11 protein-coding genes are annotated in these 14,443 nt (G+C 72.7%); all 11 read right to left on the bottom strand.

Annotated features, from left to right (window positions below; translation table 11 throughout):
- Positions 1-20: 20 nt before the first annotated feature.
- The 11 genes from pstA to OHA86_RS16465 all read right to left on the bottom strand — a co-directional run bounded on the left by pstA (position 21) and on the right by OHA86_RS16465 (position 14,217).
- Positions 21-1,100 carry a phosphate ABC transporter permease PstA gene (gene pstA, locus OHA86_RS16515; RefSeq protein ID WP_443071748.1) on the bottom strand — a complete coding sequence of 360 codons (1,080 nt, stop codon included), beginning with the start codon at positions 1,098-1,100 and terminating at the stop codon, positions 21-23.
- A complete protein-coding gene (gene pstC / locus OHA86_RS16510) occupies positions 1,097-2,083 on the bottom strand; it encodes a phosphate ABC transporter permease subunit PstC (RefSeq protein WP_329176194.1) in 987 nt (328 codons plus the stop codon). The genes pstA and pstC overlap by 4 nt, the downstream gene beginning before the upstream one ends.
- A gap of 105 nt (positions 2,084-2,188) precedes the next feature.
- Positions 2,189-3,346 (bottom strand): phosphate ABC transporter substrate-binding protein PstS, encoded by a 1,158-nt coding sequence (pstS, locus tag OHA86_RS16505; RefSeq protein WP_329176192.1) that lies wholly within the window; start codon positions 3,344-3,346, stop codon positions 2,189-2,191.
- A 744-nt stretch (positions 3,347-4,090) separates the two neighbouring features.
- Positions 4,091-4,501, bottom strand: a complete 411-nt coding sequence (locus OHA86_RS16500) for an NUDIX hydrolase (RefSeq protein ID WP_329176190.1) — start codon at positions 4,499-4,501, stop codon at positions 4,091-4,093.
- Positions 4,498-5,526 carry a CHAD domain-containing protein gene (locus OHA86_RS16495; protein WP_329176188.1) on the bottom strand — a complete coding sequence of 343 codons (1,029 nt, stop codon included), beginning with the start codon at positions 5,524-5,526 and terminating at the stop codon, positions 4,498-4,500. The genes OHA86_RS16500 and OHA86_RS16495 overlap by 4 nt, the downstream gene beginning before the upstream one ends.
- 163 nt (positions 5,527-5,689) lie before the next feature.
- A complete protein-coding gene (locus OHA86_RS16490) occupies positions 5,690-7,918 on the bottom strand; it encodes an RNA degradosome polyphosphate kinase (RefSeq protein WP_329176186.1) in 2,229 nt (742 codons plus the stop codon).
- Between the two features lie 666 nt (positions 7,919-8,584).
- Positions 8,585-9,484: a mycothiol synthase gene (gene mshD, locus OHA86_RS16485; RefSeq protein ID WP_329176185.1), complete on the bottom strand. Its 900-nt coding sequence runs from the start codon at positions 9,482-9,484 to the stop codon at positions 8,585-8,587.
- Positions 9,481-10,677, bottom strand: a complete 1,197-nt coding sequence (locus OHA86_RS16480) for an MFS transporter (RefSeq protein ID WP_329176183.1) — start codon at positions 10,675-10,677, stop codon at positions 9,481-9,483. Before OHA86_RS16480 ends, mshD begins: the two co-directional genes overlap by 4 nt.
- A 102-nt stretch (positions 10,678-10,779) precedes the next feature.
- Positions 10,780-12,195, bottom strand: coding sequence for a sensor histidine kinase (locus OHA86_RS16475; RefSeq protein WP_329176181.1), 1,416 nt, complete (start codon positions 12,193-12,195; stop codon positions 10,780-10,782).
- Entirely contained in the window at positions 12,192-12,959 is a 768-nt protein-coding gene (locus OHA86_RS16470; protein ID WP_329176179.1) for a response regulator transcription factor, read from the bottom strand. The genes OHA86_RS16475 and OHA86_RS16470 overlap by 4 nt, the downstream gene beginning before the upstream one ends.
- A 70-nt stretch (positions 12,960-13,029) precedes the next feature.
- Positions 13,030-14,217, bottom strand: a complete 1,188-nt coding sequence (locus tag OHA86_RS16465) for a S1C family serine protease (RefSeq protein ID WP_329176177.1) — start codon at positions 14,215-14,217, stop codon at positions 13,030-13,032.
- Between the last annotated feature and the right edge of the window lie 226 nt (positions 14,218-14,443).

Genomic DNA, 14,443 nt, shown 5'->3' with positions numbered 1-14,443 from the left:
GACTGCTGGGGTGGGCCGCGTCAGCGACCGGCCTTGGGCGCCTTCCAGCGGGAGATGAGCCGGGCGATCAGGTTCAGGATCATCACGAACGCGATGAGGACCAGGGCGGCGCCCCACGCACGGTCGTAGCTGGGCTGGTTGCCGTTGTTGTACTGCTCGAAGATGTAGTACGGCAGCGACGACTGCGGGTCCTTGAACGGGTCGGTGTTGATCACCGCACTGCCGAAGACCAGCAGCGCGATCGGGGCGCTCTCGCCCGCGATACGCGCGATCGCCAGCATGATGCCGGTGGTGATGCCGCCGACGGCGGTCGGCAGGACCACCTTGACGGTGGTGCGCCACTTCGGGATGCCGAGCGCCAGCGAGGCCTCGCGCAGCTCGTTGGGCACCAGCTTGAGCATCTCCTCGGTGGAGCGCACCACGACCGGCATCATCAGCAGGGCGAGCGCCAGCGAGCCGGCGAAGCCGGATGCCGGGGCGGAGCCGACGACCACGAACCAGACCGACAGGATGAACAGACCGGCCACGATCGACGGGATGCCGGTCATGACGTCCACGAAGAAGGTGACCCACTTGGCGAGCGCGCCCTTGCCGTACTCGACCAGGTAGATCGCGGTGAGCATGCCCAGCGGGGCGGCGATGACGGTGGCGATGCCGACCTGCTCCAGGGTGCCGATGATGGCGTGGTAGACGCCGCCGCCCGGGTTGATGGTCAGCACGTTGTTCATCGAGTGGCTCAGGAAGGTGCCGTCCACCACGTCGGCGCCCTTGCTGACGGTGGTCTCCACCAGCGAGTACAGCGGGATGACGGCCAGGATGAAGCTCGACCAGATCAGGCTGGTGGCGACCCGGTCCTTGGCCTGCCTGCGGCCCTCGACCCGGGCGGTGATGGCGTAGGAGCCGGCCACGAAGAGCACCAGGGCGATCAGGCCCCACTGGATGTGGCTGCGCAGTCCGGCGCCGGCGCCGACCGCCGCGCCGATCGCGACGGCTCCTGCGGCGATGGCCAGCGGGCTCCAGCGGGGCAGGTGGCGGGAGGCGAGCCGCGGGGAGGCGGGCCTGCCGGGCGCCTGCGGGGCGTCCATAACCGTGTCGCTCATGCGTTGGCCCCCGAGTATTCCTTCCGCCGCTGGATGATGATCCGCGCGGCACCGTTGACCAGCAGGGTGATCAGGAACAGCACCAGGCCGGAGGCGATCAGCGCGTCCCGGCCGAAGTCGTCGGCCTCGCCGAACTTGGCGACGATGTTCTGCGAGAAGGTGCCGCCGACCGGGTCCAGGATGTGGCCGGACAGCGTCGGCGAGGCGGACAGCACGGTGGCGACCGCCATGGTCTCGCCGAGCGCGCGGCCCAGGCCCAGCATGGAGGCGCTGATGATGCCCGAGCGGGCGAAGGGCAGCACCGAGAGCCTGATGACCTCCCAGCGGGTCGCGCCGAGCGCGAGCGCCGCCTCCTCGTGCATCTTGGGCACCTGGTTGATCACTTCACGGCTGACGTTGGTGATGATCGGCAGGATCATGATCGCCAGCAGGATGCCCACGGTGAACAGCGAGCGGGCCGAGGAGTTCGGGTCGGCCTTGTGGAAGATGTAGGTCCAGCCGAAGTACGTGTCCAGCCAGAGGTTCACGCCCTTGAGGTGCGGCACCAGGAAGAGCGCGCCCCACAGGCCGTAGACGATGCTGGGGACCGCGGCGAGCAGGTCGATCACGTAGGCGATCGGACCGCCCAGGCGGCGCGGCGCGTAGTGCGTGATGAACAGGGCGATGCCGATCGCGATCGGGACCGCGATGGCCATCGCGATGACGGAGCTGACCACGGTGCCGTAGGCCAGGACCGCGATACCGAAGACCGGCGGGTTCAGGCTGGGCGTCCACTCGAAGGTGGTCAGGAAGTTGCCGTGGTCGTTGGAGACCGCGTGGACCGCGCGCACGGTGAGGAAGACCGCGATGGCGGCCATCACCACGAGCAGCAGGATGCCGGAGCCGCGGGCCAGGCCGGCGAAGATCCGGTCGCCGGGGCGTGTCACGGTCGCGGTGGCGCGGTGCGGTTCCGAGGTGGTGGGGGGTGGAGCGGTGGTCGTCATAGGTGTGTTCTCCGGTCTGGGTGGGGGAGCGGACTCCCCCGGCGGCGGTGCACCGGATACGCGGCGGGTCCCGCGGCCACCGGCCGCGGGACCCGCCGCGCTTCATCAGGAAAGGGCGGAGACGGCGGTACGGACCTTGGTGGCGATCTCGGTCGGCAGCGGCGCGTAGCCCGCGGCGGCGAGCTTGGCCTGGCCGGTCTCGCTCGCGATGTAGGTCAGGAAGGACTTGGTCAGCGGCAGGGTGTCGGCCTTGTTGCCCTTGTCGCAGGCGATCTCGTACGTCACCAGGACGATCGGGTAGGCGTTGTCCGCCTTGGTGGTGTACGCGGCGCTGAGGTCCAGCGCCAGGTCGGAGCCGGTGCCGACGACCTTCGCCTGCGCGATGCCCGCGGAGGCGTTGGCGGTGGTGGCCTCGACCGGGGCGGAGGCGCCGGTGGCGATCTTGACCGTGGGGATGCTGCTGGCGGTCGCGTAGGACAGCTCGAAGTAACCGATCGAGCCCTCGGTCTGCTTCACCAGACCGGCCACGCCCGCGGACTTCGGAGCGGCCTGGCCGCCCTTGGCCGCCCACGCCTTCGCGTGCTCGTACGGCCAGTCGGCCGGCGCGGAGCCCTTGAAGAACTTGGTCAGGTTGTCGGTGGTGCCGGAGTCGTCCTGGCGGTGGACCGACTGGATCTTGGTGCTCGGCAGGTTCGCGCCGGGGTTGAGCGCCTTGATCGCGGCGTCGTTCCAGGTGGTGATCTTGCCGTTGAAGATCTTCGCCAGGGTCGAGCCGTTGAGCACCAGGTCGTTCACGCCGGGCAGGTTGTAGCCGATGGCGATCGGGCCGCCGACCATCGGGATGTTGATGCCCTGGCCGCCGGTGCAGGCGCTCTTGGACTTGTCGACCTCTTCGGGCTTCAGCGGCGAGTCGGAGCCGGCGAAGGCGTCCGTGCCGTTGTTGAAGTCGATGATTCCCTCGCCGGAGGAGGACGGCTTGTAGTTGATCGTCGCGCCGCTGCACGCCTGCTGGTAGTCCTTGACCCAGGACTCGACCGCGTTCTGCTGGGCGGTCGAACCCGAGGACAGGATCTTGCCGGTCGCACAGGAGATGCCCGACGCGTTGGTGCCGCTCGTCGCGCTGCTCGAACCGCTCGCCGAGTTGCTCGGCGTGGACGAGTCGCTGTTGTCGTCCGAACCACAGGCGGACAGGACGAGCGCACCGGTAATCGCGACCGCGCCGACGGTCAGGGCGCGCAGCCCGCTCTTACGCTGAAGCTTCACCTTCGTGTGTTCCTTCCGAGAGCCCGCCGGTCGACGGCGAAGCAGAGGGTTGTGTATCTGCGTCCTCCGGCGGCTCGTGCTCACCGGTAAGGCCGAAATTAGGCAGATCAGATGAAGCGACCAACGGGAGAGGGTGAACGCCGGGTGAACCTCACCCGTCAGCCCGGTGCCACTCCCTCCGGGGGGTGCGGCCGTTACGTGCGTTACCCCTGCGCCAGGCGTTGCCCACCCCCGAGCACGGGCCGTGCGGGTCCCCCTTCGGCAGGGGGTGCGACGCCGCTGGCGCGGGGCTGGGGGGTGCGGCTGGGTTTGTGGGTGCGCTTCCCCCGGGCGCGGGGGCCGTGCGGTCCCCCTTCGGCAAGGGGCGCGACGCCGCTGGCGCGGGGCTGGGGGTGCCGCTGACGCAGGGGGCGCCCGTCAGGGGCGCGGGGAACTGCGCGAGCAACCCACCACCGGCCGGTGGTCCGGGGCGGACCGAGGAGACCCTTCGGGTCGGTGGCGACCCGCGCGTGGGTGGTGGGCTGGGCGCGCAGTTCCCCGCGCCCCTGGGGTGGTGCGGTGCGTCCGCATACGACGCCGAGTGGGGGCTGGGCGCGCAGTTCCCCGCGCCCCTGAGGAGCTGGCGTCGGCCGTCTGCGCGCCCTGTCCCGGGGCACCCGGACGGAGCTGGCGTCGGGCGTCCGCGCGGCCATCCCCGGGCACCCGGGGGACTGAGGGGAGCACGGAGCCGCAGCCGCGCGGTGGCTAGGGCAGCAGAGTCAGGAGGAAGGTGGCGATGAGGGGGCGGTCACGCTCGTGGGTGAGGCGGAGCTCGGCCGCCGCGGGGCCGAGCCAGACCATCCGGTCCACCTCCGTGTTGGCGACGAAGTCGCCCGCGTGGGCCCGGGCAGCCCAATAGCGAACCTCCTTGGACCGCCCGTCCACGAGATACCGCGTCGAGCCCAGCGCAGCGCCCAACTCGCAGTCCAGCCCGGTCTCCTCCCTGGTCTCCCGCACCGCCGCGGCGGCGAATTCCTCACCCCGCTTGAGCTTGCCCTTGGGCAGGCTCCAGTCGTCGTAGCGCGGCCGGTGCACCAGGGCGATCTCGACGCCGCCCGGCGCGGCGCGCCACAGGACCACGCCCGCCGCCCGTACCGCCACCTCGTCCTCGGTCATTGGCCGCGCACCCCCGGAACCGCGGGCTGCCACAGCCGGGAGAAGGCGAAGCGGGCCGCCTCGACCTCGTGCCGCTGGTCGGCGTGCAGCACACCGAGCGCGTACGCCGTCGCCGGCGCGATCCGCGGGGTGCGGGCGGCGGCGGCGACGGCGGAGGCTGACTCGGCGGCCTGCCGGTGCCGTTCGAGCAGCGTGCCCGCGTCGGTGAGCCGCTGCCGGTCGGCCCCGCCGTCGGGACGGGTCACCTCGGCCGCGTAACGGGTCAGCCGCAGCAGCACCCGCACCTGGTGCCAGGGCGCGTCCTGGAGGTCGGCGGTGAGGTCGGCGCCGAGCGAGGCCTGCACGGCGTCGGCGTTGTACGGGTGCGCCGCCCGGTGCAGCGGCAGCGCGGCGGCGGCGTCGGCCAGCCGCCGGTGGGCCTGCGCGGCCATCGGCGGCATGACGGTACGGGCGGGGCCCGCCGCGGCGGGTGCGAGCGGCACCTCGGAGGCCAGGACGGCGATCGCGTCGGCCAGCGCGTGGAACCGGGACGAGCCCATGGCCTGGAGCGACGCCGAGTGCGCGCGGGTCCTGGCCAGCGTCAGCTGGCGTTCGAGCAGGGCGCCGGCGCGGGCCGCGCCCAGCGCCAGCGGTCCGCCGCCGGACGGCGGGGGCGGCGGCGCGCCGCCCACCGCGACGACGGCCTCCTGGCCCTCCGCGGTGATCGACAGCCGCCGCAGCGCGTCCAGCAGCCGGGCCAGCCGGGTGGCGTACTGCGGCTCGCGGCCCAGCGTCGTGGACAGCCAGCCCAACTCGGCGCGCAGCGGCTCGGCCCAGCCGGGGTCGGTCAGCGGCCCGTAGATGTGCAGCGCCCCGCCGATCCGGCGGGCACTGGCCCGCAGCACCGCGTCGGCCTCGGCCTCGTTCTCGCCGCGCAGGCTCAGCCCGCGCAGGAAGGCGATGGCCCGCTCGTGCAGATAGCGGGTCAGCACCTCGCCCGCGGTGCCGCCGCCCGGTGGCATGGCGTCGTACGGTTCGGCGTTCATGCTGCTGCTGGTCCCCGTGTCCCCGTTGTCTGCCGGTGCCGGTGCGCTGCCGCCGGGGGCGGGCAGGCGCGGCGGCCTGGCGCTGGTCGATGCTGCGGACGGGGGCGGATGGGCAGGCGTGTCCCCGTCCCGCAGGGTCTGCTGGTGCTGCGACGACAGGCGGTCAGGTAGCTGCTGATGGGCCACGCCGGCGCCTCCGGGCATCGATGAGCATCTCCTGGACATTGCGCAGCGGGCGCCCTTCGGCGTCGGTGCTGTGCCGGGTCCAGTTGCCGTCGGCCGCCAGGTGCCAGGAGGACGTGCCGTCGGACATCCCGGTCTCCAGCAGGCGGTTGAGGGTGGCGCGGTGGGTCGGGTCGGCGACTCTGACCAGCGCCTCGATGCGCCGGTCGAGGTTGCGGTGCATCATGTCGGCGCTGCCGAACCACACTTCGGGGTCGCCGCCGTTGCCGAACGCGAAGACCCGGGAGTGTTCGAGGAAACGCCCGAGAACACTGCGGATCCTGATGTTCTCCGACAGCCCGGCCACCCCCGGCCGTACCGCGCAGATCCCGCGTACCCAGATGTCCACCTGGACGCCGGCCTGCGAGGCCCGGTAGAGCGCGTCGATCAGCGCCTCGTCCACGATGGAGTTGACCTTGATGCGGACGAACGCGGGCCGCCCGGCCCGCTGGTGCTCGATCTCCGTCATGATCCGGGCGACCAGCCCGTCGCGCAGGCTGCGCGGGGCGACCAGCAGCCGGTTGTACGTGGCGCGCCGCGAGTAGCCCGACAGCCGGTTGAACAGGTGCGACAGGTCCGCCCCGACCTGCGGGTCGGCGGTCAGCAGGCCCAGGTCCTCGTAGAGTCTGGCCGTCTTGGGGTGGTAGTTGCCGGTGCCGACATGGCTGTAGCGGCGCAGGGTGTCGCCCTCCTGCCTGACCACCAGCGACAGCTTGCAGTGCGTCTTGAGGCCGACCAGGCCGTAGACGACATGGCAGCCGGCCTCTTCGAGCTTTCTGGCCCATTTGATGTTGGCCTGCTCGTCGAAGCGCGCCTTGATCTCGACCAGCACCAGCACCTGCTTGCCCGCCTCGGCCGCGTCGATCAGCGCGTCCACGATCGGCGAGTCGCCCGAGGTGCGGTAGAGGGTCTGCTTGATGGCCAGCACGTCCGGGTCGGCCGCCGCCTGGTCGAGGAAGGCCTGCACGGACGTGGAGAAGGAGTCGTACGGGTGGTGCAGCAGGATGTCCCGCTCGCGCACCGCCGCGAAGATGTCCGGCGGGGTCGCGGACTCGACCTCGGCCAGGTCGCGGTGCGTGCCGGCGATGAACCGCTGGAACTGCAGCTCGGGCCGGTCCAGGCGGGCGATCGCGAACAGGCCGGTCAGGTCGAGCGGGCCGGGCAGCGGATAGACCTCGGTGTGCTTCATCTTCAGCTCGTGCACGAGCAGGTCGAGCACCCGGGGGGCGATCGACTCCTCGACCTCAAGGCGCACCGGCGGCCCGAAGCGGCGCCGCATCAGCTCCTTCTCCAGCGCCTGGAGCAGGTTCTCGGCGTCGTCCTCCTCGACCTCCAGGTCCTCGTTCCTGGTCACCCGGAACATGTGGTGGTCCAGGACCTCCATCCCCGGGAACAGCTCCTCCAGGTGCGCGGCGATCACGTCCTCCAGCGGGACGTAGCGCTGCGGCCCCGCCTCCAGGAAGCGCGACAGGATCGGCGGCACCTTCACCCGGGCGAAGTGCTCGTGCCCCGAGACCGGGTTGCGCACCACCACCGCCAGATTCAGCGACAGGCCCGAGATGTACGGGAAGGGGTGCGCCGGGTCGACGGCCAGCGGTGTCAGCACCGGGAAGATCTGCTGCCGGAACAGCGTGGCGAGCCTGGCCTGCTCCTTCTCGGTCAGCTCGGCCCAGCGGATGACGTGGATGCCCTCGTCGGCGAGCTGCGGGGCGACGTCGTTCTGGAAGCAGGCCGCGTGCCTGGCCATCAGCTCCCGCGATCTGGTCAGTATCAGGTCGAGTACGTCCCTGGGCTGCAGTCCTGACGCGGACCGGGTCGCGACCCCGGTGGCCATCCGGCGCTTCAGGCCGGCCACTCTGACCATGAAGAACTCGTCGAGGTTGCTGGCGAATATGGCCAGGAAATTAGCCCGTTCGAGTAGCGGGGTGGCCGGGTCCTCGGCCAGTTCGAGCACCCGCTCGTTGAAGGCCAGCCAGCTGCGCTCCCGGTCCAGGAAGCGGCCCTGCGGCAATTCCGCGCCGAATTCCTCGCTGGCCGCGTCGAGCCCCGGCGGCTCCGGCTCCAGGTCGGGTACGACCCGCGGCCGGAAGGTGCCGAACCTGTCGGTGGTGCCCTCGCCGGGCCCCTTGTCGGGCTGGGCGGGGACGCTGGGATGATTCGTCTGGGCCATGGTGCGCGAGCCCTCCTCCGGTTCCGGCGCGTACGCGCGGCCGACACCCCCCGTCAGGCGGCCAGCAGCCGTCATTCCATTGTCTCGTGCCGGCGGGGGTTTCGGCAGGTCGGGCGGGGTTGAGCGGTGGGGGGCAGCGGGCTGCATCCTGCGATGCTTGCAAGGGCGGTTGAACCGCCGGTAACGAGAGCATTGCCGTCAGGCAAGCGCAGCGCCTCCGGCGAGGGTGCGCCGGAGTCCCCGGGGTGCCCCCTTCCCCCTTCCCCCTTTCCGCCCCCGCACCCGGGGCGGCCCCCGCGCACTTCCCCGCGCCCCTGGGTGAGTGCCACTTGCGGTGGCCTGTCGCCTGCGGCCGCGTCGTGGCCGGCCGCGCACTTCCCCGCGCCCCTGGGGCGGGTGCCACATCCTGTTGCGTTCACAGTGCCGCCGCACTGTGGCTGAGCGCGCGGTTCCCCGCGCCCCTGGGTGAGTGCCACTTGCGGTGGCGTCGCTTCTTTCCCGCCGTCTCGGCCGGTCGCGCAGTTCCCCGCGCCCCTACGGGGCCCGTCCTCTGCCGCAGAGGGCACGCTTCAGGGGCGCGAGGAACTGCGCGACCAGACACGACGGCGCCGCAGGCGACAGGCCACCGCAAGGGGCACCCACGTGGGCACCCGGGCAAGCCTCCGGCTAGGACTCCGTGCGGAACATCAGGTCGACCTCGTAGGTCGTGAAGCCCAGCCGTTCGTATACCGCGACGGCAGGCGAATTGTCCGCGTCGACGTAGAGGAGCACACCGGGCAGGCCGCGCTCCGCGGCAAGGTGGCGCAGGCCGATCGTGGTGAGGGCGCGGCCCAGACCGCTGCCCTGCTCGGCGGGGGCGACGCCGACCACGTACACCTCGCCGAGCCCGAGATCGTCGTGGACCTTCGTCCAGTGGAAGCCGGCCAGCGTGTCGCCGCGGAAGGCGAGGAAGAAGCCGGCCGGGTCGAACCACGGCTCGGCCTTGCGGTCGTCGAGGTCACGCTGTGTGAGCGAGCCCTGCTCGGGGTGGTGGGCGAAGGCTGCCGAATTGACGGCGAGCCACTTCGCGTCGTCCTGCCCGGGCCGGAAGGTGCGCACCGTCACCCCGGCCGGCAGCACCGGCTCGGGAAGCGCCGCGTCCAGCGGCATCCGCATCTGCCGCAGCTCGCGGAAGAGCTTGAGGCCGAGCTTGACGGCCAGGTGCCGCGCGCCGGGGTGGCCGCCGTGCGCCCACACCCGCATCCGGCGCCCGGTGGCGGCGAGCAGTGCGTCACCGAGTGCGCGGCCGTGCCCGTGCAGCCGGTGCCCGGGGTGCACGACGAATTCCGCGGCGGGCGCCTCGACCGGGTCGGCGTCCTCGATCTGCCCGTATCCGGCGAGGTCGTCGCCGGACCACAGCACCAGGTGCCGTACGCCCTCCCGGCGACCTCCGCGTACGTGCAGCCGGCCCTGCTCGGAGACCGCGGGCTGCCCGTCCGCCGCCGCGGCGGCGGAGATCAGGCCGAGTACGGCCCGCGCGGTGTCGGTGGGGAGTTCGGTGAGGGTGTCCAGCCGCCGGTCGCTCATGCCGGAATCGTACGGGGCCGGTCCGCCTCGGGGCGGGCAGGCACCGCGCGGGCCACCGGGATGATCGCGGCTGAGGCGCAGGCGGTGACCGCGGCCAGGGCGAATCCGGGCCAGTAGGCGGTGGCGGAGATGACCGCGGCCATGACGGGCGGTACGACCGCGGCGGTGAGGTTCTGGCCGGTGTTGTGGACGCCGAGGGCGCGGCCCGACCAGGCGGGTCCGGCGTGTTCCGCGGTGGAGGTGAAGGACAGCCCGTTGGTGCTCGACGTGATCGCGATGGCGGCCACCAGCAGGACGGCGGTCAGCGGCGAGGGGAAGGCGGTGGCCACGGCGGCGGCCGCGACCACCGCGGCCGTGACGACGGCCAGCTGCCGCATGGGCCGCAACCGGTTGCCGACCCGGTCCGACCAGCGGCCGACCAGGATGCGGGACAGTGCGCCCAGCCCCTGGGCGACGGCGATGAGCTGGCCCGCGTGCACCGGGGACCAGCCGCGTACGTCCACCAGCATCACCAGCGCGAAGGCGCCCGCGGTGAACTGCGGGACGACCAGCAGCGCGGCCGAGCCGTGGATGCGCCACAGCAGCCGGGAGCCGCGGTAGGGGTTGGGCGCGGGCTCGGCGTTCTTCGCGGCGGGCCTCGCGGGGTCGGCGGCGAAGACCGCGATCAGTACGGCGATCACCGCGCACAGCACGGCCAGGAAGCCGATGGCGCCGCGCAGCCCGTGCGCCCCGGCCAGCGGCGGCATGGCCAGCGCGGCGAGCCCCATGCCCAGCGGGGTGGAGGTCTGCCTGATCCCCATGGCGAGGCCCCGCTCGCTCGCGGCGAACCAGCCCATGACCAGCCGCCCGCTGGCCGAGTAGACCGACGCCCCCGCGGCGCCGGCCAGCGCCAGCAGCCCGCCGAGCGCGACCATCCCGTGCGCTGCCCAGGCCGCCGCGCCGAGCGCCCCCGCGGCGGAGCCGAGCCCGACCGCGATGACCACCCGCTCGCCCCACCGGTCGGCGGCGGCGCCCCAGGCGTACAGCGCGAGCACCAGGCCCACCGTCGGGCAGGCCACCAGCAGGCCGACCTGCGTCAGGCTCAGGTCCTGCTGTGTGCGCAGGTCGTCGGCGAGGTACGGGATCCCGTAGACGAACGCACAAGCCGCGGTCTGCGCGGCGGTCCCCAGCGCGAGCATGATCCAGCGACGCACGGTTGACGCACCTCCGATGAGTGGATGGTGCGGCCAAGTATTCGCCGACTACCGGGATCTGAGACGGTGATTTCACATTCCGAGACGGCCGCGGAGCCGGGGTCAGGGCTCCGGCGGGGCGTCGGGCGGTGCCGTCGGGGCGCCTGGCAGGTAGAGGGTCGCCTCGGTGCCGCCGCCACTGGCCGGGGTCAGGCCGATCGTGCCGCCGGACTGGTGGACGGTGCGGGCGACGATCGACAGGCCCAGGCCGCTGCCGGGCAGGGAGCGGGCGGACGGGGAGCGCCAGAAGCGTTCGAAGACGTGCGGCAGCTCCTCCGCGGGGATGCCGGGTCCGTGGTCGCGCACGGTCAGCCGGCCGCCGTGCAGCCGGACGTCGATACGGCCGCCCGGCGGGCTGAACTTCACCGCGTTGTCCAGCAGGTTGACGATGGCCCGCTCCAGGGCCGAGGCCTCGCCGCGGACGAACCAGGGGGCGATGTCCGCGGTGATGTGCAGGTCGGGGCCGCGCAGCCGGGCGCGCTCCAGGGCGGTGCCGGTGACCTCGTGCAGCGGTACGACCTGGAGGGTGGGCGCCGCGTCCGGGCGGGACAGCTCCTGGAGGTCGCCGATCAGCGCGGCCAGTTCGGTCATCTGGGCCTTCACCGATGCCAGCAGGGCGCGCCGGTCCTCGGGCGGGATGGCCCGGCCGGTCGCCTCGCTGCGCTCCAGCAGTTCGATGTTGGTCCGCAGCGAGGTCAGCGGGGTGCGCAGCTCATGGCCCGCGTCGGCGATCAGCTGCTGCTGCCGGTCGCGCGAGGAGGCCAGCGCGGACGTCATCGCGTTGAAGGACTGGCCGAGCCTGGCGATCTCGTCCTCGCCCTCGACGGGGATCCGGACGCTCAGGTCCTCGGTGCGGGCGATGTGCTCGACGGTCCCGGTCAGCTGGTCGACCGGGCGGAGGCCCGCCCTGGCGATCGCGGTGCCCGCCGCCCCCGCGCCGACCACGCCGATGCCGGCGACCGCGAGCAGCACCCAGGCGAGGGTGGTCAGCGGGTCGGTGACGTCGCTGAGCGGCCGGGCGACGGAGACAGCGGCCGGCACCCGGTCCACGGTGAAGTTCGCCGGCGCGGTGAAGACCCGCAGTTTGTGGCCGCTGGCGGTGACCGTACGCAGGACGCCGTCGGGCACGTCGCGGGCGGCGATCTCGCGGTCGGTCTCGTTCACCGGGATCGTGATGTGGCCCTGCACCCAGCACGACGTGCCGTTGGCCAGCACGACCTGGGCGGAGGTGGTGGCCGAGATGTAGCGCCCGGGGCCGTCGCCCTGGGCCGGCGCGGTGGCGTGGCAGCCGTCCTGGTTCAGGGTGTTGGCGATCACCGCCGCCGGGATGATGTCCGGCTGCCGCAGCGACTTGTCCAGCTCCTTCATCAGCTGGTCCCTGGTGATCAGCCAGCACGCCAGCGCCGCCGCGGCCACCGCGACCGCCACGGCCGCCGCCGTCAGCAGCGCCAGCCGGGACCGCAGCGGAAGCCGCTTCACGCGTGACCGCCGTCCGGCGCCCGCAGGACGTAGCCGACCCCGCGCACGGTGTGCACCAGCCGCGGCATGCCGCCCGCCTCGGTCTTGCGCCGCAGGTACATCACGTAGACGTCGAGGGAGTTGGAGGACGGTTCGAAGTCGAAGCCCCACACCGCTTTCAGGATCTGCTCGCGGGTGAGGACCTGGCGGGGGTGGGTGAGGAAGAGTTCGAGCAGGGTGTACTCGGTACGGGTCAGCTCCACGGGGCGGCCGTCACGGGTGACCTCGCGGGTGGTGACGTCCATCCGCAGGTCGGCGAAGGCCAGCGTGTGGTCCGCGGGGTCGCCCGCGGCCCCGGCGGCCGTGGCGTAGGAGCTGCGGCGCAGCAGGGCGCGCAGCCGCGCCAGCAGCTCGTCCAGCTCGAACGGTTTGACCAGGTAGTCGTCGGCGCCCGCGTCGAGTCCTGTGACGCGGTCGCCGACGGTGTCGCGGGCGGTGAGCATCAGGATGGGCGTGGTGACCCCGGTGGCGCGCAGCCGCCGGGCGGTGGTCAGGCCGTCCATCCGCGGCATCAGGACGTCGAGCACGATCGCGTCGGGGCGGTACGTGTCGGCGGCCTCCAGCGCGGCCATGCCGTCGGCGGCCATCTCGGTGTCGTAGCCCTCGAAGGCCAGGCTCCGGCGCAGTGCCTCGCGCACGGCGGGCTCGTCGTCCACGATCAGGACGCGGGCGGGGGCGTCGCCGGGCTCGCCGGTGCTGGGGGCGGAGCCGGGACCAGGACTCATGGTGGGGGATACCTCGCTGCTCGACATGGGTGGTGCCGCTGACCCTTTCAGCGTCGCACGGCGCCGGGTCCTAGTTGGTGCCGCCGGCGCGCAGCGTCGGCAGGTCGGCCTTGACGGTGTTGATCGGGATGGCGAAGCCGAGGCCGACGCTGCCGGACGACGACGAGGAGGATCCGTCGGAGGAGGAGTCCGAGTACATCGCCGAGTTGATCCCGATGATCTGCCCGCTCATGTTGATCAGGGCGCCGCCGGAGTTGCCGGGGTTGAGCGAGGCGTCGGTCTGGATCGCCTTGTACGTGGTGGTGGAGCTGCCGGTGTCGCCGTTGTACTGGTTGCCGCCGAAGGAGAACGGCCACTGGTCGCCGCTCCCGCTCCCGCCCTGGCTCTGCCCCTGGCTCTGGCCGGTCTCGACCGGCACGGTCACATCGCGGTTGAGCGCGGAGACGATGCCGCTGGTGACGGTGTTGCTCAGGCCCTCGGGGGAGCCGATGGCGACGACCTGGTCGCCGATGGCGACGGAGGAGGAGTCGCCTAGGGTGGCGGCGGGCAGGCCGCTCGCGCCCTGCACCTTGATGAGCGCCAGGTCCTTGGCCGCGTCGGTGCCGACGACGGTCGCGGTCGCGGACTTGCCGTTGGTGTACGTGACGCTGATCTGGTTGGCGCCCGCGACGACGTGGTTGTTGGTGACGATCTGGCCGTCGGCGGTGATGATGATGCCGGAGCCGGTGGCCTTGCCCTGGCTGGAGCTGGCGTTGATCTCGACGACGCTGGGGTCGACCGCCTTGACCACGCCGGAGACGGTGCCGTCGATCGCGGCGGCGTTCACCACGGCGGAGCCGGTGGACGCGGCGCTGGTGCTGCCGCTTGAGTGGTCGGTCGCGTTGCCGACCAGGGCGCCGACCCCGCCGCCGATCACGCCGGCCGCGATCGCGGCGGCGGCGAAGAGCGCGACGGGCCTGCGGGCCCGCCGCCGGTGGCCGCCGGGCTCACCGGGTCCGCCGGTCGCGGCGGCCGGGCCGTACGGGCCGTGCGGGGGCGGCGGCGGATAGCCGGTGTAGGCCGGGGTGCCGGCGGGCTCGGACGGGGTCCCGCCCTCGGCGAGGGCCGCTGATTCGGCGGCGGCGGGGCCGGAGGACGCCGAGGACGCCGAGGACGCCGAGGAGGAGAACGGGACCGGGGCCTGGGGGCCGGAGTAGAGCGGAAGCTGCGGGTCGTGCGGGTGCTGGGGTTCGCCGCCGTTGCGGCTGCTCTCGGTCATGTCAACGACTGTGGGCCCAGAAGATGAGAGCTTGCTGAGCACACGCTGAGAAGCCCGGCAGAAGCACGTATGCCCGATGTAAGGAAGATCGCGCGCCCCGGATCGCGCACCCCCGGCCGCGCGCCCCCCGGACCCGCCCCCGGACCCCGGAAGAGCCGCCCGCCGGGCCGCGCCCCGAGCGGCCCGCGCTCGAAGCGGTCCTGCGCAGGGCGGTCGGCGCCCTACC

The organism is Streptomyces sp. NBC_01477, from assembly GCF_036227245.1.
Taxonomy (GTDB): domain Bacteria; phylum Actinomycetota; class Actinomycetes; order Streptomycetales; family Streptomycetaceae; genus Actinacidiphila.
This window is presented reverse-complemented; position numbering and strand designations above follow the sequence as displayed.